The 21,286-nt window shown below is 63.7% G+C and carries 19 protein-coding genes; 8 read left to right on the top strand and 11 right to left on the bottom strand.

The genetic code is table 11. From position 1 onward, the window contains the following. A partial coding sequence (locus B2V17_RS12680) for an acyl-CoA dehydrogenase family protein (protein ID WP_292998220.1) occupies window positions 1–1,243 on the top strand: 1,243 nt, incomplete at its 5' end. Between the two features lie 147 nt (window positions 1,244–1,390). Then, window positions 1,391–2,431 (top strand): alcohol dehydrogenase family protein, encoded by a 1,041-nt coding sequence (locus B2V17_RS12675; protein WP_292998218.1) that lies wholly within the window; start codon window positions 1,391–1,393, stop codon window positions 2,429–2,431. Here the strand turns inward: B2V17_RS12675 and leuA are convergent. From leuA to B2V17_RS12655, 4 genes are all read right to left on the bottom strand, one after another. Beyond that, window positions 2,428–4,104, bottom strand: coding sequence for a 2-isopropylmalate synthase (gene leuA / locus B2V17_RS12670; RefSeq protein ID WP_292998216.1), 1,677 nt, complete (start codon window positions 4,102–4,104; stop codon window positions 2,428–2,430). The genes B2V17_RS12675 and leuA overlap by 4 nt on opposite strands. Before the next feature lie 248 nt (window positions 4,105–4,352). Next, window positions 4,353–4,712 carry a hypothetical protein gene (locus B2V17_RS12665; protein WP_292998214.1) on the bottom strand — a complete coding sequence of 120 codons (360 nt, stop codon included), beginning with the start codon at window positions 4,710–4,712 and terminating at the stop codon, window positions 4,353–4,355. Between the two features lie 136 nt (window positions 4,713–4,848). Beyond that, window positions 4,849–5,679, bottom strand: coding sequence for a hypothetical protein (locus B2V17_RS12660; protein WP_292998212.1), 831 nt, complete (start codon window positions 5,677–5,679; stop codon window positions 4,849–4,851). A gap of 150 nt (window positions 5,680–5,829) precedes the next feature. Beyond that, on the bottom strand, window positions 5,830–7,743 hold the full coding sequence (locus B2V17_RS12655; RefSeq protein WP_414690808.1) for a potassium transporter Kup: 1,914 nt from the start codon (window positions 7,741–7,743) through the stop codon (window positions 5,830–5,832). 102 nt (window positions 7,744–7,845) lie between these two features. Here B2V17_RS12655 and B2V17_RS16540 point away from each other — a divergent pair, with 102 nt between their 5' ends. Further along, window positions 7,846–9,189, top strand: a complete 1,344-nt coding sequence (locus B2V17_RS16540; protein WP_324475945.1) for a DUF4118 domain-containing protein — start codon at window positions 7,846–7,848, stop codon at window positions 9,187–9,189. Here the strand turns inward: B2V17_RS16540 and B2V17_RS12640 are convergent. After that, window positions 9,186–10,046 (bottom strand): rhodanese-related sulfurtransferase, encoded by an 861-nt coding sequence (locus tag B2V17_RS12640; protein WP_414690807.1) that lies wholly within the window; start codon window positions 10,044–10,046, stop codon window positions 9,186–9,188. The two genes, B2V17_RS16540 and B2V17_RS12640, sit on opposite strands and share 4 nt — an antisense overlap. Before the next feature lie 94 nt (window positions 10,047–10,140). On the opposite strand from B2V17_RS12640, the gene B2V17_RS12635 reads away from it, so the two are divergent. The 3 genes from B2V17_RS12635 to B2V17_RS12625 are packed head-to-tail and all read left to right on the top strand — an operon-like array spanning window position 10,141 to window position 12,903. Then, entirely contained in the window at window positions 10,141–11,352 is a 1,212-nt protein-coding gene (locus B2V17_RS12635; protein WP_292998210.1) for a serine hydrolase domain-containing protein, read from the top strand. Continuing rightward, window positions 11,352–11,771: a PaaI family thioesterase gene (locus B2V17_RS12630; RefSeq protein WP_292998208.1), complete on the top strand. Its 420-nt coding sequence runs from the start codon at window positions 11,352–11,354 to the stop codon at window positions 11,769–11,771. Before B2V17_RS12635 ends, B2V17_RS12630 begins: the two co-directional genes overlap by 1 nt. A gap of 7 nt (window positions 11,772–11,778) precedes the next feature. Next, entirely contained in the window at window positions 11,779–12,903 is a 1,125-nt protein-coding gene (locus B2V17_RS12625) for an epoxide hydrolase family protein (RefSeq protein WP_292998206.1), read from the top strand. Window positions 12,904–12,907: 4 nt separating this feature from the next. On the opposite strand, the gene B2V17_RS12620 is transcribed toward B2V17_RS12625, so the two are convergent. After that, window positions 12,908–13,537 carry a YceI family protein gene (locus B2V17_RS12620; protein WP_292998204.1) on the bottom strand — a complete coding sequence of 210 codons (630 nt, stop codon included), beginning with the start codon at window positions 13,535–13,537 and terminating at the stop codon, window positions 12,908–12,910. Between the two features lie 131 nt (window positions 13,538–13,668). On the opposite strand from B2V17_RS12620, the gene B2V17_RS12615 reads away from it, so the two are divergent. Then, window positions 13,669–15,063: an amino acid permease gene (locus B2V17_RS12615; protein WP_292998202.1), complete on the top strand. Its 1,395-nt coding sequence runs from the start codon at window positions 13,669–13,671 to the stop codon at window positions 15,061–15,063. A 37-nt stretch (window positions 15,064–15,100) separates the two neighbouring features. Here the strand turns inward: B2V17_RS12615 and ilvC are convergent, their stop codons facing one another. From ilvC to miaA, 4 genes are all read right to left on the bottom strand, one after another. Beyond that, entirely contained in the window at window positions 15,101–16,120 is a 1,020-nt protein-coding gene (gene ilvC, locus B2V17_RS12610; protein ID WP_292998200.1) for a ketol-acid reductoisomerase, read from the bottom strand. 136 nt (window positions 16,121–16,256) lie between these two features. Continuing rightward, window positions 16,257–16,772: an acetolactate synthase small subunit gene (gene ilvN / locus B2V17_RS12605; protein WP_292998198.1), complete on the bottom strand. Its 516-nt coding sequence runs from the start codon at window positions 16,770–16,772 to the stop codon at window positions 16,257–16,259. A 172-nt stretch (window positions 16,773–16,944) separates the two neighbouring features. Further along, on the bottom strand, window positions 16,945–18,687 hold the full coding sequence (gene ilvB / locus B2V17_RS12600; RefSeq protein ID WP_292998196.1) for a biosynthetic-type acetolactate synthase large subunit: 1,743 nt from the start codon (window positions 18,685–18,687) through the stop codon (window positions 16,945–16,947). Window positions 18,688–18,835: 148 nt separating this feature from the next. Further along, entirely contained in the window at window positions 18,836–19,792 is a 957-nt protein-coding gene (miaA, locus tag B2V17_RS12595; protein ID WP_292998194.1) for a tRNA (adenosine(37)-N6)-dimethylallyltransferase MiaA, read from the bottom strand. On the opposite strand from miaA, the gene serB reads away from it, so the two are divergent. After that, window positions 19,785–20,660 carry a phosphoserine phosphatase SerB gene (gene serB, locus B2V17_RS12590; RefSeq protein WP_292998192.1) on the top strand — a complete coding sequence of 292 codons (876 nt, stop codon included), beginning with the start codon at window positions 19,785–19,787 and terminating at the stop codon, window positions 20,658–20,660. The two genes, miaA and serB, sit on opposite strands and share 8 nt — an antisense overlap. Here the strand turns inward: serB and B2V17_RS12585 are convergent. After that, window positions 20,657–21,232, bottom strand: a complete 576-nt coding sequence (locus B2V17_RS12585; RefSeq protein WP_292998190.1) for a hypothetical protein — start codon at window positions 21,230–21,232, stop codon at window positions 20,657–20,659. The two genes, serB and B2V17_RS12585, sit on opposite strands and share 4 nt — an antisense overlap. Between the last annotated feature and the right edge of the window lie 54 nt (window positions 21,233–21,286).

Below are 21,286 nucleotides of genomic sequence, written 5' to 3'. Positions count from 1 at the left end.
CCACCAAACCGGCAGCAGGCCATTCGAGCATAGCGACAAGGTCAAGGCCCTGCTGACCCAGGTCAGCGCCTTCATGGACCAGCACATCTATCCCAATGAGCAGTCCTATCACGATTTCGTCACCGATCCCGCCAACCAGTGGCAGGAATGGCCGGGGATGGAAGAGCTCAAGGCCAAGGCGCGGGCAGAGGGGCTGTGGAACCTGTTCCTGCCGCACGAATTCGGCGAGTTTTCGCCCGGACTGACCAATCTTGAATATGCGCCGATCGCCGAACTGCTCGGCCGGGTGCCATGGTCCAGCCAGGTGCTCAACTGCTCGGCCCCTGATACCGGCAACATGGAAGTGCTGGCCAAGTTCGGTTCGCCCGAGCAGCAGGAAAAGTGGCTGAAGCCACTGCTCGATGGTACAATCCGATCGGCCTATGTGATGACCGAGCCGCAGGTGGCCTCGTCCGACGCGACCAACCTGGAACTGTCGATCATGCCCGATGGCGATCACTATGTCCTCAACGGGCGCAAGTGGTGGATCTCCAACGCGATGCACCCGCGCTGCATGATCTGGATCGTGATGGGCAAGACCCACTTCGACGCGCCGCGTCACGCCCAGCATTCGCAGATCCTGGTCGAACCGGACACACCGGGGATCACTATCGTCCGCCACCTGACCGTGTTCGGATCGCATAATTCGCCGGGCGGGGAGGTTGAGCTGCGGTTCGACAATGTCCGCGTGCCCAAGGAGAACCTGATCCTGGGCGAAGGCCGCGGGTTCGAGATTGCGCAAGGCCGCCTTGGGCCGGGCCGCATCCACCACTGCATGCGCTCGATCGGCCAGGCGCAGCGCGCGCTTGAGATCATGGCCCGCCGCGCCGACGATCGCGTCGCCTTCGGCAAGAAGCTCGCCGACCAGTCGAGCATCCGCCAGGATGTAGCCAAGAGCTTCTGCGAGATCGAAATGTCGCGGCTGCTCACGCTGAAGGCCGCCGATGCGATGGATCGCTTTGGCAACAAGGTCGCCAAGGACCTGATCGCCGCGATCAAGGTGGTCGCCCCGCAGATGGCCCAGACCGTCTGCGACCGCGCGATCCAGGTTCACGGCGGGATGGGGGTGAGCGACGATACGCCGGTGGCCCGGTTCTTCACGCTCAACCGCTTCGTGCGGATCGCCGATGGTCCGGATGAGGTCCACATGAGCCAGCTCGGCAAGGCCAAGATCAAGGAATACGTCGCGATGAACGAGCGGTGAGGGCTACGCCGAACATTCGCTCTAGCACTCATCGCCCCTCCCCGTTGGGGAGGGGTTGGGGTGGGGGCTCCAAGCCATCGTAGTACCCCCACCCCCAGCCCCTCCCCAAGGGGAGGGGGGAATGAAGCTGTCGGGAGTCAACCACGTATGAAAGCCCTGCGATACCACGGCGCCCGCGATGTGCGCTATGAGGCGATGGACGATCCCGTGCCGCAGTCGGACCGCGACGCAATCGTCAAGATCACCGCTTGCTCGATCTGCGGATCGGACCTGCACATCTACCACGGCCATGGGTTCAGCGAGGACCTGGGTTTCTGCGTCGGCCATGAAGCAGTGGGCGAGGTGGTCGAGGTCGGGCGCGGGGTAAACCGGCTCAAGGTGGGCGACAAGGTGATGCTCCCTGCTGCCGTGGGCTGTGGTTCGTGCCGATCATGCCTGTCGGGCAATGTCGCCAATTGCCAGTTCAACGCCGGGGCCTGCTATGGCCTTTCGGCCAAGCTGCAAGGCTCGCAGGCCGAAGCGGTGCGGGTCCCTGCGGCGGACATGAACGCCGTGCCGGTGCCCGAAGGCGTCTCGATGGAACAGGCGCTGATGATGACCGACGCGCTCGCCACCGCGTGGTTCGGCGCGCGCAATGCCGACATCCGCCCCGGCTCAAGCGTTGCCGTGATCGGGCTGGGGCCGATTGGATTGATGGCAGTCGACAGCGCCTTCGTGATGGGCGCGCATGTTGTTTACGCTATCGATCCGATCCCGGAGCGCCGCGCGATGGCAGAAGCTTCCGGCGCAATCGCGCTTCACCCGGACGAGGCGCTGGAGCGGATCAAGGCCGATACCCACGGGGCCAAGCTCGATTGCGTGGTCGAGGTAGTCGGCAGCGACGCGACGGTCGATTTCGCGCTGCGGCTGGTGCGCCGGCGGGGGACCGTTTCGGTGATCGGCGTCCAGCAGAGCCGCCGCTTCGCTTTTCCGCTCGAACGCGCCTTTGCCGCCGGGCTGACCTTCCGGGTCGGAACCTGTTCGGTGCCCGAGGAATTGCCTGCGCTGTTCCCGCTGGTCCAGTCGGGTCGCCTGAAGCCCGAACGCTATGTCAGCCACCGCATGCCGCTCAGCCAGGGCGCCGAAGCCTATCGCCTGTTCGAGGCGCGCGAGGCCGGGGCGCTCAAGATGGTGCTGCTGCCCGACTAACCCCGTGCCGCCTCGTTCGCCGCGCTGAGAACGGCGCGGACCGAGGCGGTGGCGATGTCCTCGTCGATGCCCACGCCCCACACGGTCTTTCCGTCGGGGCCGATGCATTCGACATAGGCTGCGGCGCGTGCGTCCGATCCGGCGGTCATCGCGTGCTCGGCATAGTCCTTGACCTCTAGCGCAACGCCGAAGGTATCGGAAATCGTCGCCACGACCGAGCTGATCAGCCCGTTGCCACGGCCCGAGACTGACTGTTCCTGGTCATCGACCGCGATCTTCCCAGCGAACAGGCGGGTGCCGTCAGCAGCCTTGGTTTCCTCATAATCGAGCAGCTGGAAATGCTGCGGGGTGCCCAGGTGATAGACCCGCTGGAACACCTGCCAGATGTCTTCGGCAAACAGTTCGCGGCCAACCTCGTCGGCCAGCTCCTGGACGTGCTTGGAAAAGTGCGCCTGCATCTTCTTGGGCAGCTTCAGGCCCTGGTCCTGTTCCAGCACCCAGGCGAAACCACCCTTGCCGGACTGCGAATTGACGCGGATCACCGCCTCGTAATCGCGGCCCAGATCGGCCGGATCGATCGGCAGGTAGGGCATTTCCCACAGCTCGTCGTTCTGCTTCTCGCGCGCGGAAAAGCCCTTCTTGATCGCGTCCTGATGGCTGCCCGAGAACGAGGTGTAGACCAGTTCGCCGACATAGGGATGACGCGGGTGGATCGGCAGCTGGTTGCAATATTCCACGGTCTTCGCGATCTCGTCGATGTTCGAGAAATCGAGCAGCGGATCAACACCTTGGGTGTACATGTTCAAGGCAACTGTGACGAGGTCGCAGTTGCCGGTCCGCTCGCCATTGCCGAACAGGCAGCCTTCGACCCGGTCGCCGCCGGCCATCAGCCCGAGCTCGGCCGCCGCGATCCCGGTGCCGCGGTCGTTATGGGTGTGGAGCGAGATCACCACGCTGTCGCGGTTGGGGATCATCCGCCCGAACAGCTCGACCTGATCGGCATAGATGTTGGGCGTAGCGCATTCGACGGTGGCGGGCAGGTTGAAGATGATCGGCTTTTCCGGCGTCGGCTGCAGCACGTCCATCACCGCCGCGCAGACCTCGACCGAGTATTCGACTTCGGCGGTCGAGAAGGTTTCGGGGCTGTATTCGAACACCCAGTCGGTTCCGTGATACTTGGCCGCCTGGTCGCGCAGCACCTTGGCACCCTCGATCGCGATCGCCTTGATCTCGTCCTTGCTCATCCCGAACACGACCTTGCGCCAGACCGGCGACACCGCGTTGTAGAGGTGGACGATTGCGGTCTTCGCCCCTTCAAGGCTGGCAAAGCTGGTCTCGATCAGGTCGCGGCGCGATTGGGTCAGCACCTGGACAGTCACATCGTCAGGGATCTTGCCGTCCTTGACCAGGCCGCTAATGAAATCGAAGTCGGTCGCGCCCGATGCGGGAAAGCCGACCTCGATTTCCTTGCAGCCGACCTTCAGCAGCAGATCGAAGAAGCGCATCTTTTTTTCCGCGCCCATCGGATCGATCAGCGCCTGGTTGCCGTCGCGCAGGTCGGTGGAAAGCCAGCGCGGGGCCTGGGTGATCTGGCGGCTCGGCCACTGGCGGTCGGGCAGGTTGATCGGCGGGAAGGGGCGATACTTGACGCCCGGGTTCTTCAGCATGGTCATGACGGTATCTCTGATTGGCTCTGCGACTAAATGGCGGTGTCAGGTCCCTTGAGCGGCGCTGCGTGCCGCCTCTGCGCACGCCAGCTCACGCCCAAGGGCGGATAAGTCGCAGGGTAAGGCCAATCGTGCGGATCATGGCCACAGCCTATGGCGGCACGAATCCGCGCTGTAAAGGGGCTTGGGTGGTTTGGCATCGGTCCGCGGCTATCAGGGGCGGGCCCATTGTGGGAGATATCGGGTCTGTTAGCCTAGTAGACGCAGACCCGGCCCCATTCGCCTTGCCAACAGGCAGGTGCCTTCTTGTCGCGCAAGACCAAGCCCCATTGGTTGAGCTTGCCAAGGCCGGGAACCGAACCGGCGATTCGGGCCCGGCCCGGTGCGGTCAGGGTGACCTCGATATAATTGACGTAAACAATCTCCGCGGCTGCATCAGGCAGGATCAGGTCGAACGATCCGCCTTTGCGGGCCGTAAAATCGCAGGGGCCGCGATAGCGTTCACCATCGGCCGTGGTGATATCGCAGCGCGCAGTCTTGGCCAAAGCAGGGGCCGGAGTCAGCGCTGCCGCACAGCCGAGTGCGACCAAGGCCAACGCCAGTTTTCCATTCATCACGTCAATCCTCTCTTCTGGCTTGCTGAATCCGCAAGCCGCTCGCTTCCCATGATAATCGTGGTTTCGCAAGGCGCTTGTCGGCTCAGCAAGCATGGCGCGGCGACCCCAGGATCTGGATCGCCGCGCCGAGAAGTCATGGGGTGCCAGAAACGTACAACGAAATTCCGGCGTCGCTGGAACTGGCGAAGTAGGTCAAATTCTGGAGATTGGGATCGTTGTCGACGAATAGGGTAGCTTTGGAAACGACCCATGAATTTCCGCTGTTCGACTGTGTAACGCCGTTGCGGGTTGCGCCAGCCACCAGGGGGTACGCAGCTGTCGGGATCAAACCGCCCGGTCCCCGGAAATGGGTGGCAACAACCAGGCAGCCAACGGTGCTGATGCTTGAAATCGGAAAGCCAAACAGCTTGATCGTGGCGTTGTTTGCAACCGTGGTGGCTACAACCCGCAGAGTACGCCATTTCTTCCCAAAGCCCGATCCGGTTTCGCCAGAGGCACTGCCGGTGCGGACAGAGGAGTAGTGACGGTTCTCAAATTCGAACCACTTCTTGAGCAGTGCCAGCCAGGGGGCCGCCTTGGCCGTTGCAGCACCTGTTCCGCCAGCAGCTCCGGACTTGAGCTTGCCGTCTTGCTGAGCCGCTGCGAGTTCCTTTTCAAGGTCCGCGGCCTGCCGGGCGCTTATCGGAATCAGCCGCATGATCTCCTGATCGAGCATGGCGGTAACTGCGTCGAGCCGCTTTTGTGGTTCAACCCCCTTTTCCAGCAGTTCCGTGTTGTGGTTGCACAGCTTGTTGAACGCCTCTTCGCCCAAAATCGCGCAAACCGGGTGATCGTCGGGATTGAACTTTGCAGTATAGACCTTGAGAGTCTTTTCAATTGACTGCGAAACTTCGCGTTTGTTCATACCAATCTGCAAGAACGCCTTTTCAAGTGAGCTAGCACTCGGAATTTTAAGTTCAGTCATTTTTGCCTCCAGCAGCCCACCCGACCGTTTGCCCGGTGGATGCTGGTAGTCGTGTGGAGCCTGGATCTGGTTCAAAGTGTCCGGGTGTTAGACAGGTACTGCTCAATTTTGTTTGGTGTTATTGGAATTCCTGAATTTGATCCAGAATTGTTAAATCCGGACCTGACTGCCGAGTTCGATCACCCGGTTGGACGGCAGCTGGAAATAGTCCATCGCAGATTCGGAGGCTTTCGACATCCAGGCGAAAAGGTGTTCGCGCCACAGCGCCATGCCCGCGACTTCGCGCGCGGCAATCAGCTTTTGCCGGCTCAGGAAATAGCTGGTCCGCATCGGATCGAGTGCGATCCCGAACTTGGTCGCCGGGGCAAGATCGCGCGGCACGTCGATTTCCTCGGTAAAGCCATAGCGCATCACCACCCGGTGAAAGCCGTGGCCGACATGGCTCAGTTCCAGACGGTCTTTGGCTGCGACGCGCGGCTCTTCGGTCACCTCGATGGTCAACAGGATGACATGCTCGTGCAGCACCTGGTTGTGCTTCAGGTTGTGCAGCAAGGCCGGCGGAACCCCATCCCTGGCGGCGGACAGGAAGATCGAAGTGCCCTTGACCCGGTGCACCGATTCCCGGGTCGAATTGATGAAGGTCTCAAGCGGCATGCCATCGGCCTGCAACTGTTCTCGCAGCAGGTTGCGTCCCTTGGCCCAGGTGGTCAGGATGATGAAGATCACCCCGGCTACCGTCAGCGGAACCCAGCCGCCGTCCGCGATCTTTGCGATGTTCGACAGGAAGAAGGCCGTATCGACCAGGGCGAACAGGGCAATGGTGCCAGCCGCTGCCCAGCGGTTCCAGCGCCAGACCTTGAACAGCAGGAAGGCCAGCATGGCGGTGGTAATCAGCATCGTTCCCACCACTGAAATGCCATAGGCCGAAGCCAGCCGGGTCGATTCCCCGAAGCCGATCACCAGCACCAGCACCATGATCAACAGGCCCCAGTTGATCACCGGAATGTAAATCTGACCTGCGGCTCTTGCGCTGGTGTGCAGGATCTTTAGCCGCGGCAGGAAGCCGAGTTGGATGGCCTGATGCGTGACCGAGAAAGCGCCCGAAATAACGGCCTGGCTGGCAATGATCGTAGCGCAGGTCGCCAGCAGGATCAGCGGCAGCCGTGCCCATTCCGGAGCCATCAGGTAGAACGGATTTTCGACCGCCGCCGGATTGGCGAGCAACAGGGCACCCTGTCCCATGTAGTTGATCAGCAGGCACGGAAAGACAATCGCGATCCAGCTGAGCCCGATTGCCTTTCGGCCGAAGTGGCCCATGTCGGCGTAGAGCGTTTCTGCACCGGTGACAGCAAGGAACACGGAACCCATGGCGAGGAAGGCCAGCTTGGGATCGTGACGGAAGAAGTCGACCGCCCAGGCCGGATTGACGATCGTCAGGACTTCGGGGTGAGTGACGATGTTGGCAATGCCAAGCGCCGCCAGGACCGCGAAATAAACCAGCACGATCGGGCCGAACACGGCACCGACGCGGGCCGTGCCGCGCGACTGGATGAAGAACAGGCCCAGCATGATCAGCGCGGCGATTGGCAGGACCAGTGGCTGCAGCCGCGCTTCGACAATCGTCAGGCCCTCTACCGCAGACAGCACCGAGATCGCCGGGGTGAGCATGGCATCGCCATAGAACAGCGCTGCCGCCAGCACGCCCAGGACCAGCAACATGGCCTTGTGCCGCTCGCTAAGGTGATGTGAAATCAGCGCGAGCAGGGCGAAGGACCCGCCTTCGCCGCGATTGTCGGCGCGCATGGCAACGAACACGTATTTTACCGTCACGATCAGAACGAGCGCCCAGAAAATCAGGCTGAGCACGCCGAAGATGTGCAGGCGATCTACCGCCAGCGGGTGCGGGCCGATGAAGCTTTCCTTCATGGCGTAAAGCGGCGAGGTTCCGATATCTCCGAACACCACGCCGATCGCCCCGAGCATGAGGACCGAGAGGCTATCCTTCGGCGGGCCCCCGAGCGGGACAGGCGTGATCGCGGGCGATGAGTTGCTGGACGTTTTCATGCCTTATTAGTGGGGCCGGGGCGCATAAAGATTCCATGTGGATTTGCGCGTTGGGTCCCGTAATTTCTCGACGCAAGCGGGCGGCACAGGCAAAATGCCATCATGAAAGCTGATCTGACCATTCCGATGCCTCGGCTGAACCCGTTGGGCCAGACTTTGGCCGGGTACGCCGGTGCGATGCTGCTCGTTGCTGTTTCGACGGCGATCGCGTTGCTGATAGAGGCGCGCTGGGGAACTTCCCCAGTGGGCATGCTTTACCTGCTGCCAGTCCTGGTCGCAGCGATCTATGCAGGGCTGGGCGCAGGCCTGACCGCAGCGGTCGCTTCGGCGGCAGCGTTCAACTACTTTTTCACGGCGCCCTACCACACGTTCGTGATCCATAGCCCTGCCGACATCGTTACCGTCGTCATGCTGTTCGTGGTCGCTTCCGTTTGCAGCCAGCTCGCGGCATCGGTGCGCCGCCAGGCCCAGATCGCATCGGATCATGCCAGCCGCAATGCGACCATCGCCGGCTTTGCCAGGCGCTTGCTTTCGACCCGGGGCGAGGCCGAGGTGGCTGAGATATGCGTCGCTCAATTGGCGGACCTATTCGGCTGCCACGTGGCGGTCCTGGCTGGTCCGGATGGCGCGCTGGACCTCATCAGCAAGCCGCGTGACATTGCCTTGAGCCCGAGTGATCTGGCCGCCGCTATGTTCACTCTGGAATCGGGCGAACGCTCCGGGCGGGGAACACGCCGGGCGCGCGAGGCGGATTGGCAGTTCCATCCGATTGCTTCGGGCGAGCAGGTGCTGGCCACGGTCGGGCTGGCCCGCGAGGACGGCACCCCCCCGATTTCCGAAGGCCAGGAGCTGCTGTTCGAAAGCCTGCTTGATCAGATGGCGCTGGCGCTCGAACGGGCAAGGCTTGAATTCGACGCGCGCGATGCTGCTGCCTTGCGGGCGCGGGACAGGTTGCGGTCAGCCTTGCTGACCTCGATCGGCGACGACATCAAGCCGCGCCTCAAGATTGTCCAGGCTGCCGTGCGGGGACTGCGCCGCGAAGGCACATCGAACCGGGGGCTGGTTGCCCAACTGGAGAGCGAAGTTGCCTCGATCGAGCGTCACATCGACAATCTGGTCGATGTCCGCTCCGGGTCGCAGGAGGAAGCGATTCCCCTGGGCAACATTACGATCGACCTGCATCGCCGCATCGTCACCCGGTCAGGCGCGGAGGTGCACCTGACGCCGAAGGAGTTCGCGGTACTGGCAGAGCTGGCCAAGAATGCCGGACGGGTGCTGACTCACCCGCAGTTGCTGCGTGCGGTCTGGGGACCAGCGCAGCAGGATCACGTCGACTATCTGCGGGTCGCGGTCCGGGCCCTGCGCCAGAAGCTGGAACGCGATCCGGCCAATCCGGAACTGATCATCAACGAACCGGGTGTCGGCTACCGCTTGATCGTTGCCTAGGAAGCGAGCGGTCCAGCCGAAGGTGCGGGGCACCGCGCGCACCGCTCGCCCTGGATAAATTGTTCCATCACCTGCTCTTCCCGGCTTACCGGACGCCCGCAAGCCTTGCAGCTGGCGTAGTCCCCCGGCACCAGGCCGTGGCCGACGCTGACCCGCTCATCGAAGACATAGCATTCGCCCTGCCAAAGGCTCTGTGGCTCGGGCATTTCCTCCAGGTATTTCAGAATCCCGCCCTTGAGGTGATAGACCGCCTCAATCCCCTCGGCCTTGAGGAAGGCGGTGCTTTTCTCGCAGCGGATGCCGCCGGTGCAGAACATCGCGACCTTGCGCTTGCCCTGGCCGAGCAGTTCGTCGCGGTGCTGGCGAAACCAGCCGGGGAATTCGCGGAAGCTGCGGGTGCCGGGATCGACCGCGCCCGCGAAAGTGCCGATCGCCACTTCGTAAGCGTTGCGGGTGTCGATCACCACGGTTTCGGGATCGGCGATCAGCGCATTCCATTCTGCGGGATCGAGGTAGTGGCCGGGAGCGAGCGGATCGATATCCGGCTGGCCCATGGTGACGATCTCACGCTTGATCCGCACCTTCATCCGCCGGAACGGAAGCGCGGGGGCGCGGGAGTATTTGACGTCGAGATCGCCGCAACCGGGAAGCGCGCGCAGCGCGGTAACTACGCTTTCGATCGCCGCGTCTTCCCCGGCGATGGTCCCGTTGATCCCCTCGGGCGCGATCAGCAGGGTGCCCTTGATCGCCTGGGCTTGACACAATTCGAGCAGGCGCGTGCGCAAAGCGCCCAGGTCTTCCATCGGCGCAAAGCGGTAGAGGGCGGCAACCCGGATTGGCAGGTCAGCAATTGTCACGCATGCCCCCTAATCGAAGTGCGGCGGCATTGACCAGCCCGCACAGGCCCGCAATAGTCGGTTCGAAACAGCAACCGATCACCTGCGGAGAGTTATGACCAGTACCACCGGCAAGTTCGATTCCGCGCGGCTCGCCCGCATCGACGGGTTCGTCAAGGAGCGCTATCTCGATACCGGCCTGTTGCCGCATGTGCAGGTGCTGGTCGCGCATCGCGGCGAGATCGCGCATTTCTCTTCGCAAGGCCCGGCCCGCGAAGGCGGCCAGGCGATCGACGAAAGTTCGATCTTCCGCATCGCCAGCATGACCAAGCCGGTCACCTCGGTGGCCTTCATGCAATTGCTGGAGCAGGGCAAGGTCGCGCTCGAAACCCCGGTCCATCACGTGCTGCCTGAATTCAAGGGCCAGGGCGTCTATGCCGGCGGCGGGGGCGGGTTGCCGTTCCTGACCCGGCCGTGCGACCGGGCGATGACGATGCAGGATCTGCTGCGCCACACCTCGGGCCTGACCTATTCGTTCCAGAACCGCAGCAACATCGATCTCGTCCACCGCGAGGGCAAGCTGGAGAACTGGCATGGCAACCTGTCGCTTGACGAACTGGTCGCTGCGCTGGGCAAGCTGCCGCTGGAGTTCTCGCCCGGAACGGCGTGGAACTATTCGGTCTCGACCGACGTGCTGGGCGCGGTGGTTCAGCGGCTGTCGGGGCAGAGCCTCGACGCCTATTTTGCCGAGCACATCTTTGGGCCACTCGGGATGAACGACACCGGCTTCATGGTCCCGGCGGAGAAGATCGACCGGTTGACCGACTGCTATACCTTCGTCCCCGGTAAGGGGCGGGTGATGTATGACAAGGGGGTTGAAAGCGCCTGGAGCCGGATGCCGCGCCAGTTTTCGGGCGGGGGCGGGCTGGTTTCGACCGCGCTCGACTATCACCGCTTCACCACGATGCTGCTGAACGGCGGCGAGCTGGAGGGCGAGCGGGTGATCGGGCGCAAGACGCTTGAGCTGATGACCATGAACCACTTGCCGGGCGGAGCGGACATCGCCTCGATGTCGAAAAGCCTGTTCAGCGAAGAGGCCTTTGGCGGGGTCGGCTTCGGGCTGGGCTTTGCGGTCAACCTCAACCCGGCGCGCTCAATGCTGCCCGGCTCGGTCGGCGAGTATAACTGGGGCGGGATGTTCTCGACCTACTTCTTCGTTGATCCGGTCGAGGAAGTGACCATGGTATTCATGACCCAGCTTTCGCCCAGCAGCACCTATCCGATCCGGCGCGAGCTCAAGACCCTGATCTATGCGGCGATGACCTGATGCCGGTGGACAGCCTGTATAAGACGATGGGGCTGACCCGGATCGTCACCATGGACGGTGAAGGCGGGCGAGCCTGCCTCGAGTACCTCGCCAAGCCCGAGCAGTGCCATTCAGGCGGGGTGGTGCAGGGCGGCTTCGTCAGCGGCTGGCTTGACGCGGCGATGGCCCACGCCCTGATCGCCAAGTTGGGGGACCAGGTTGTGCCGATGTCGCTGGAACTGAAGGTCAGCTTCCTCGCCCCGGCGCGGCCCGGCCCGGTCTTTGCCGAGGGCTGGATTATCCGTGCCGGCCGCAAGACCGCGTTCCTGGAAGGCAGCCTTAAGGACGGCGCGGGCATTGAACTTGCCCGCGCGAGCAGCACCGCCATGCTGGCTGACCGCGGCCGGGTGGAAGCAGCGGCCAAGGCGGCCACGGAGTAGTGAGCAAATGACCGACGTCCGCCCCTTCACGCTCGAAATCCCCCAGGCGCAGCTCGATGATCTCAATCTGCGGCTGGACCTGACCCGCTGGCCCGAGCGGGAATGCGTGGCTGACTGGATGCAGGGAACACCGTTGGCGGCGTTGCAGGAGCTGTTGGGCTACTGGCGGAACGGTTACGATTGGCGGCGCTGCGAGGCCCGGCTCAACGGGCTGGGGCAGTTCGTGACGACGATCGACGGGCTTAACATCCACTTTATCCACGTCCGTTCGCGCCATCCGGGGGCGATGCCGCTGATCATGACCCATGGTTGGCCTGGCTCGGTGATCGAATTCATGGGCGTGATCGAGGCGCTGACCGATCCGGACGATCCGGCTCAAGCCTTCGATCTTGTGTTGCCCTCGCTGCCGGGCTTCGGCTTTTCGGGTAAGCCGACTGCAACCGGCTGGGGGGTGGAGAAGATTGCCCGGACCTGGGGCGAACTGATGCGGCGGCTGGGTTACACCCGCTGGGTAGCGCAGGGCGGCGACTGGGGCAGCGCGGTGACCACCGCGATCGGGGTGCAGATGCTGGAAGGCTGCGCCGCGATCCACCTCAATATGCCGATCGGGAGGCCGCAGCCCGAGGATCTTGCCGATCCTTCACCGGCCGAGCTCAAGGCGTTGGCAGCGCTCAAGCATTATCAGGACTGGGATTCGGGCTATTCAACCCAGCAGCGCACCCGGCCGCAGACTGTCGGCTATGGCCTGGTCGACAGCCCGGCCGGGCTGGCGGGCTGGATCTTCGAGAAGATGTGGGCCTGGACCGACAATTCGGGCTCACCCTATGACGCGCTGAGCAAGGATCAGATCCTCGACAACATCATGCTCTACTGGCTTCCGGCGACCGGGGCCTCTTCGGCGCGGCTCTATTGGGAGAGCTTTGGCGCCTTTGCTCCGCAGGAGATCGAACTGCCGGTCGCGGTCAGTGCGTTCCCCAGGGAAATTCTCCCGACCCCGCGCAAATGGGCCGAGCGCAATTTCAAGAACCTGATCCACTGGGGCGAGATGGACAAGGGTGGGCACTTCGCCGCCTGGGAACAGCCCGCAGCCTTCGTTGCCGAACTGCGGACTGCCTTTTCCCAGATCCGTTAGCCACCTACTTCTCAAAAGCGGCGGTGATGCTCAGGCTGACCTGATCGCCAACCAGCGGTACATCACCGCTCAGCCCCCAATCCGAGCGCTTGAGCGTTGCCGCGCCATGAAAACCGACGGTCTGTTTGCCACTGAGCGGGTTCTTCCCCGCGCCTGAAAAGGTCGCGAGGATGGTCAGCGGTTTGGTGACCCCGTTCAGCGTCAGGTTGCCGTCGATCGCTGCGCTGCGGCCATCGTCCATCGGGCTGACCTTGGTCGAGACGAACAGGGCGTCGCCCGGGCGACTGCCGAAGTAATCGGGCTTGCCGCCGCCCTTGGCATCGCGCAGCAGATGCCCGGTCAGCCCTTCGCTGGCGGTGATGACCTTGCGCACCGGAATCCGCACGGCAACCCGCGCCGCTGACAGATCGGCCGGATCAAGCACCAGGCTGCCGCTGACCGAACCGAACAAGCCGAAGTAATCGTTGAAGCCAAGGTGGTTGACCTTCCAGCCAACCAGGGTGTGGAGCGGATCGACCTTGTAGGTTCCGGCCGTGACCCGTGCCGGATCGGGGGCGCCCGGCGGCGAACCTGCCGCCCACAGCGCGGCGGAGGTTCCCAGCAAGGCAAGGGCGGCAAGGGCAGGGCGGAACATGCGGATTCTCCTGAAAGGCTCGCGCTGGACCATCGCAGAGCAGCGCTTGCGGTCAAGTGAATGGCGACGGCCCCCCCTTGCCCTGCGGCGGGCATCGGCTAAGTCTGCGGCACTAGGGGAGCAAAGCGCCAATGAGCAATCAGTTTACCACCACCGAGGAAGCCGAAGCGCTGATCGGGCACAGCGACACGCAGCTCGGCCGCAGCCTGGAAAACCGCCACGTCACCATGATCACGCTGGGCGGGATCATTGGGGCGGGGCTGTTCGTCGGTTCATCGACCACGATCAGCCAGGTCGGACCGGCGGCGGTAGTCTCTTTCGCGATTGCCGGGCTGGCGGTGATGCTGGTGATGCGGATGATCTCGGAAATGGCGAGCTCGCTGGAAGGCGTGCAGGCCTTCCCGGATTTCGCGCGCGAAGGGATTGGCCATTGGGCCGGGTTCCTGTCCGGCTGGCTCTACTGGTATTTCTGGGCCGTGGTCGTCGCGGTAGAGGCGGTGGCCGGGGCCAAGATCCTGCACGAATGGTACCCGATGTTCGCCGAATGGCAGATCGGCGTGGCACTGATGCTGGCGCTGACTGCGGTCAACCTGCTCTCGACCCGCGCCTACGGTGAGTTTGAGTTTTGGTTCTCGCTGATCAAGGTCGGCGCGATCCTGGCCTTTATCGCGATTGCCGGGGCCTGGGTGCTCGGCTTCACCAATCCGGCCGGGGCCAGCGTCGCCAACTGGACCCAGCACGGCGGATTTGCTCCCAATGGCTGGGGGCTGGTGCTGGCGGCGGTGGCATCGACCATCTTCACCATGTGCGGCGCCGAAATCGCCACCATTGCTGCCGCCGAAAGCAAGGAAAGCGGCAAGGTTATCGCCCGGCTTTCGCTCTCGGTCTCGGCTCGGATTCTGGTGTTCTACGTCATCACGCTGGCGCTGATCGTGGCGATCCTGCCGTGGAACGGGGTGGTCGCAGGCTATTCGCCGTTCGCCGCCACGCTGGAGGCGATCCACGTGCCCGGCGGTAAATTCATCATGACCTGTCTGGTGCTGGTCGCGGTGCTTTCGTGCCTCAATTCCAGCCTCTACATTACCTCGCGCACGCTTTTCGGCCTCGCCAAGCATGGCGATGCGCCGCAGTGGCTGGTGGCGGTCAACAACCGCAAGGTGCCAGCCCGCGCGATCGTGATGGCCAGCCTGTTCAGCTATGCCGCCTATATCGCCGAGCGGGTTTCACCCGATAGGGTGTTCAGCTTCCTGATCAATTCATCGGGCGCGACGATGCTGTTGCTCTACATCCTCTGTGCGGCGGCGCAGCTGCGGATCCGCAACCGGCTGGAGAAAACCGCGCCCGAGAAGCTGCAAGTGCGGATGTGGCTATTCCCCTGGCTGACCTGGGCGACCATCGCGGTGATGGCGGCGGTGCTGCTGTTCATGGCGATCAGCCCGGCGCGGCAGATTGAGCTTTGGACCAGCCTGCTGGTGGCTGGCGCGTTCCTGCTGGGGTTTGCGGCAATGAAAAAGGCCCGGGCGTAAACCCGGGCCTCATTCGTTTTCAGCCTAGGCCGAGCGATCAGTTCTTTTCCTGATCAACCAGCTTGTTCTTGCCGATCCACGGCATCATCGCGCGCAGCTGAGCTCCGGTCTGTTCGATCGGGTGCGCCTCGGCGGCTTTACGGGCGGCCTTCAGCTCGGGCTGGCCGGCGCGGTTGTCGAGCACGAAGTTCTTGACGAAACGGCCCGACTGGATGTCAGCCAGCACGCGCTTCATCTCGGCCTTGGTTTCGGCGGTGATGATCCGCGGGCCGGTGGTGATGTCGCCGTATTCTGCGGTGTTGCTGATCGAATAGCGCATGTTGGCGATGCCGCCTTCATAGAGCAGGTCGACGATCAGCTTGGTTTCGTGGAGGCATTCGAAATAGGCCATTTCCGGGGCGTAACCGGCTTCGACCAGCGTTTCGAACCCGGCCTGGATCAGGTGAGTGATCCCGCCGCAGAGCACGGCCTGTTCACCGAACAGATCGGTTTCGCATTCTTCCTTGAAGTTGGTCTCGATGATGCCGCTGCGGCCACCGCCGACGCCGGAAGCATAGGCCAGGGCAACGTCATGGGCATTGCCGGTGGCGTCCTGGTGGACCGCGATCAGGCACGGCACGCCGCCGCCCTTGAGGTACTCACCGCGCACGGTGTGACCGGGGCCCTTGGGGGCGATCATGATCACGTCGATGTCGGCGGGAACTTCGATCAGCCCGAAGTGGATATTGAGGCCGTGAGCAAAGGCAAGGGCGGCGCCGGGGCGCAGGTTGCCCTTGATATCGTCGGCCCAGATTGCCGCCTGATGCTCGTCGGGGGCAAGGATCATCAACACGTCGGCCCAGGCTGCGGCGGCCTTGTTGTCCATCACCTTGAAGCCCGCACCTTCGGCCTTCTTGGCGCTGGCCGAGCCCGGGCGCAGCGCGATCGCCACGTCCTTTACGCCGCTGTCGCGCAGGTTCTGGGCATGGGCGTGGCCCTGGCTGCCATAGCCGAGCACGGCGATCTTCTTGCCGGTAACCAGGTTGAGATCGCAATCGGCGTCGTAGTAAACCTTCATTTCCGCTTCCTATTCAAACGTCATGCTGAACTTGTTTCAGCATCCATTGTGCAACAAATCCTGCCCTGGCCTGTGAGGCACCATGGACCCTGAAACGAGTTCAGGGTGACGGTGCAGGAGAGGGTAGGGGTGAATCCTAAGCCGCGCTGGCTCCCCGCATCATCCCGACCACGCCGGTGCGGCCGACTTCGACCAGCCCCAGTTCGCGCATCAGCGCGACGAAGCGGTCGATCTTGTCCGGGGCGCCGGTCAGTTCGAACACGAAGCTCGACGTCGTGGTGTCGATCACCGAAGCGCGGAATACCTCGGCCAGGCGCAGCGCCTCGACCCGGGCGTCACCCACACCGGCCACCTTGACCAGCGCCAGCTCGCGCTCGACGTGGTCGCCGGCTTCGGTCAGGTCGATAACCTTGTGGACCGGGACCAGCCGATCGAGTTGCGCGTGGATCTGGTCGATCACCGCCGGCGGGCCGTGGGTGACGATCGTGATCCGGCTGACCGCGTGGTTCTCGGTAATGTCGGCCACCGTCAGGCTGTCGATATTATAGCCGCGCGCGGTGAACAGCCCGGCGATCTTGGCCAGGATCCCCGCCTCGTTATCGACCGTGATCGTCAGAACGTGGCGTTCGGAGGCTTCGTGCTTGATCTTCATGATGCTTCCGCCCCTCCCGCAGGCGGGAGGGGAGCGAGACTTGGTGAGTGCAACGAACCTAGTCGCAGCGGGGTGGGCCGTGCGGCCCACTCGACCTGACGGTCGCGCCCACCCCTAACCCCTCCCGCCTGCGGGAGGGGGGCAAGGTCATGACTTTGGAGATCGAATTCCATCACACCAGCGCCTTGGCTTCGTCGTCCATGGTCCCGGCGACGCTGTCGCCATAGAGGATCATGTCGGTATGCGCGGCGCCGCTGGGGATCATCGGGAAGCAGTTGGCTTCCTTGGCAACCAGGCAATCGACGATCACCGGCCCGTCATGGTCGATCATTGCCTGGATTCCGGCGTCAAGCTGGCTTTCGTTCTCGATCCGGATGCCCTTCCAGCCATAGGCTTCGGCCAGCTTCACGAAATCGGGCAGGCTGTCCGAATAGGAGCTGGAATAGCGGCTTTCATAAGTCAGTTCCTGCCACTGGCGGACCATGCCCATCCATTCGTTGTTGAGCACGAAGACCTTGACCGGCAAGCGGAACTGGGTGGCGGTGCCAAGTTCTTGGATGTTCATCTGGATCGAGGCGTCGCCGGCAATGTCGATCACCAGATCGTCCGGATTGCCCAGCTGCGCTCCGATCGCGGCGGGCAGGCCATAGCCCATCGTACCAAGCCCGCCCGAGGTCAGCCACTTGTTGGGGGCGTAGAACGGAAAGTACTGCGCCGCCCACATCTGATGCTGCCCGACTTCGGTGGCGATGATCGGATTGCGGTGTTTGGTCAGTTCGAACAGCCGCTCAACCGCCAGTTGCGGCATGATCGCGGTCTTGTTGGCCGGATAGGCCAGGCTCAGCCTTGCACGCCAGCCGTCGATCCGGGCCTTCCATTCGGTCAGATCCTGCGCCTTGCGGGTGCCCCAGGCCTGGACCAGCTGGTCCAGCACTGCGGCGCAATCGCCCAGGATCGGCAGGTCGACATGGACCGTCTTGTTTATCGAGGCGCGGTCGATATCGATGTGGATCTTGGTCGAATTGGGGGCGAAGGCATCGAGCCGGCCGGTGACCCGGTCGTCAAAGCGCGCGCCGACACAGACCATCAGGTCGGCCCGGTTCATCGCCATGTTGGCTTCAAACGTGCCGTGCATGCCCAGCATGCCGAGCCAATCGGGATGGTCGGCCGGGAAGGCGCCGAGGCCCATCAGCGTCGAGGTGACCGGCGCGCCGGTCAGCGCCTGAAGCTGGCGCAGCAGCTCGGTCGCGCGCGGGCCGGAGTTGATCACCCCGCCGCCGGTGTAGAAGATCGGCGCCTTGGCATTGGCGAGCAGCTCGATCGCCTTGGCGATATCGCGGTCGCTGCCGGTGCTGGGCGGGTTGTAGCGGATATGGCGCTGCGGCGCGGCTTCGCTCCAGCTGGCCATGGCGATCTGGACGTCCTTGGGAATGTCGATCACCACCGGGCCGGGGCGGCCGGTGGTGGCGATCTGGAATGCCTCATCGATGATCGCGGCAAGCTCACCCGGGTCTTTGACCAGGTAATTGTGCTTGGTGCAGTGGCGGGTGATGCCGATCGTGTCGGCTTCCTGGAAGGCATCGGAACCGATCAGCCCGGTCGGGACCTGCCCAGTGATTACCACCAGCGGAATCGAATCCATAAAGGCATCGGCGATCCCGGTGACCGCATTGGTTGCACCGGGGCCGGATGTGACCAGCACCACCCCCGGCTTGCCGGTGGAGCGGGCATAGCCTTCGGCCGCATGGGCCGCGCCGGCCTCGTGCCGGACCAGGATGTGGCGGATCCGGGCATCGCCGAACAAGGCGTCATAGATCGGCAGGACCGCGCCGCCGGGATAGCCGAAGACGAATTCCACCCCCTGGCGGACCAGGCTTTCGACCAGGATGCTGGCGCCGCTGCGCTCCTCGCTCACCTCAAATCACCTTTCCAAATCGTCGTCCGGCCTGAAATGGACGACCCGGCACAGCGGGCTGTGCCGGGTCTCCTCTCCAACTCGGGACCAATGCGCAAGCGCATATCGTGGGCACGCCTCTAGGCGATGGAAAATAACGCGTCAACCCCTAATCGCGCAATAATGATGCGAACATTTGTTCCAGATCGTAATGTTCTGACTCAATGCGCTGCCATTCGGGCGGGGGCTGGTTGCGGAACCAGGTGAACTGGCGCTTGGCATAGTTACGGGTGGCCTGGGCACCGCGCGCGGCAGCCTCGTCGCGGCTGATCTCTCCGGCCAGCAGCGCGCTCAATTCGGGCACACCAATCGCCCGCATGACGGGAAGAGCCGGATCGAGCCGCCGTGCCAGCAGCGCTTCGACTTCGGCCAGCGCGCCCCGGTCCAGCATCATGGCAAAGCGCAGGTCGCAGCGATGGTATAGCCAATCGCGCGGCGGCAGGAGCACGGCCGGGTGCAGCGCAACTATTGCTCCAATTCCGCCGACCAGATCGGCCTGCCACGCCGCCAGTGAGCGGCCAGTCGAGCGCACGACCTCCAGTGCGCGGGCAACGCGGGCGGTATCAGCCGGAGAGAGCACGGCGGCGCGCGGCGGGTCCTCGACTTGCAGCGCCGCATAGGCCTCGGCCACCGGCATCGCCCTCACAAGTTCCCGCACGGCGGGATCGATCGGCGGTACCGGCGCGATTCCGTCGAGTAGCGTGCGCAGGTACAGCCCGGTCCCGCCAACCAGGATCGGCACCGCGCCGCGGGCATGAACCTCGGCAATGACGTCGCTTGCCCGTGCTGCCCAGTCAGCCGCAGAGCAGGCTTCGGCGCCGTCCCATTCCCCGAACAGGCGGTGCTCGATCCCACGCATCTCCTCCACCGAGGGGCGGGCGCTCAGCACCGCGAGGTCGGCATAGACCTGCGCGCTATCGGCATTGATCACCACGGCTTCACGGCCGGCGTCGCGCAATCGTATGGCCAGCTGCACCGCGACATCGCTCTTGCCGCTGGCGGTCGGCCCTGCGATGAGCGCCAGCGGCGGCTTGCCTGCCGATTCAGGGGATTCCAACGTGCTCATTGCCCGCGTGATAGCAGAACCGGCGGTCTTGTCCGCCCATCTCGATGCAGCGGTTCACGCGATCGAAGCGCAGGGCGCGAAAGTCCTGGGCGCAGATTCGCTGCCGGGGCTCGACACAGTGTTGCAATTCATGGCCCAGGATGCCGATCCGGTCGCGGTTCGCGGCGTGATTGATCGGCATTTCAGTTCCTCGGACCACCTGATCGTCGATCACCTGCCGCAGGTGCCGGGGGTATTCGTCTCCGACATGGATTCGACCATGATTGGCCAGGAATGCATAGATGAACTGGGCGACTTTGCCGGGATCAAGGACCAGATCGCCGCGATCACCGAACGCGCGATGCAGGGTGAACTCGATTTTGCCGAAGCGCTGGGCGAGCGGGTGCGCCTGCTCGGCGGGCTGGGGGAGGATGCGATCCAGCAGTGCCTCGACCAGCGGATCACCGACATGCCCGGCGCGCGGACCCTGGTCGCCACGCTGAAGGCCCATGGCTGCGAGACGGTGCTGGTTACTGGCGGGTTTCACCAGTTCGCCGATCCGGTCGGGGAGCGGCTTGGGTTTGAGCGGGTGGTCGGCAACCGGCTGGCGGTGAGCCACGGCAAGCTGACCGGCGGCCTTATTGGTGACATTGTCGACAGCGCGGTCAAGGAAGCGGTGCTGCGCGGTGCGGTCGAAGCGCGGGGCGGGGCGGCCAGCCTGGCGACCGGCGATGGAGCAAACGACATCCCCATGCTGGTCGCAGCCAGCTATGGTCTGGCCTATCACGCCAAGCCCAAGGCCCGCGCTGCCGCCAACGGCGCGATCGACCGCGGCGACCTGACCGACGTATTGCGGCTGCTAGGGATTCCGGAAGGAGAGTGGGCCTAGGTCCGCTTGCCCTTGCGCCAGGCTGCGATCCGCAAGGCCAGCGCGACCAGACACAGCAACACCCCATAGCTGGCCTCTGGCAATTTGCCCGGTTCGGCAAAACGTCCGGCATAGGCGAGCATGAAGATCAGCCAGATGTAGTGAATTCCGGCGCTGTGGAGCCGCTTCCAGTTCTTGCCCAGCACCCGCATGGCCGCGTCGTTGGAGGTCAGCGCCATCAGGAAGATCGCCAGATAGGCAAGGCCTCCCGGGATCAGCGAAGCCAGCGTGCGCTCTTCACCGCTGGCCTGGAGGGCGCGGATCAGGGCGTAAAGGTGGATCGAATGGCTGGCGGCAAAGCCCAGTCCCCACCAGCGCCGGTTACGCCAGATGGCCCGGGTCAGGTCATTTGGCCAGAGCCGCCCGAGCGACGAGGCGGCATAGGTCAGCAGAAAGATCGGCAGCCCGATCCGCGCCGTCCAGCGCGCGGCGCGGCCCCATTGATCTGCGGCATCGCTGCCCGTGGCGAGCCCGAGATATATCGCGGCCAGTCCGGCTATCAGGCCCAACAGCAGTGGCCAGCGGCGTGTCATGGCATTCCCCACCCAAGTTTTGCTGCGCCTCTTAGCGGGAATTCGGCGCTTTCG

Source organism: Novosphingobium sp. UBA6272 (assembly GCF_002440635.1).
Classification (GTDB): domain Bacteria; phylum Pseudomonadota; class Alphaproteobacteria; order Sphingomonadales; family Sphingomonadaceae; genus Novosphingobium.
This window is presented reverse-complemented; position numbering and strand designations above follow the sequence as displayed.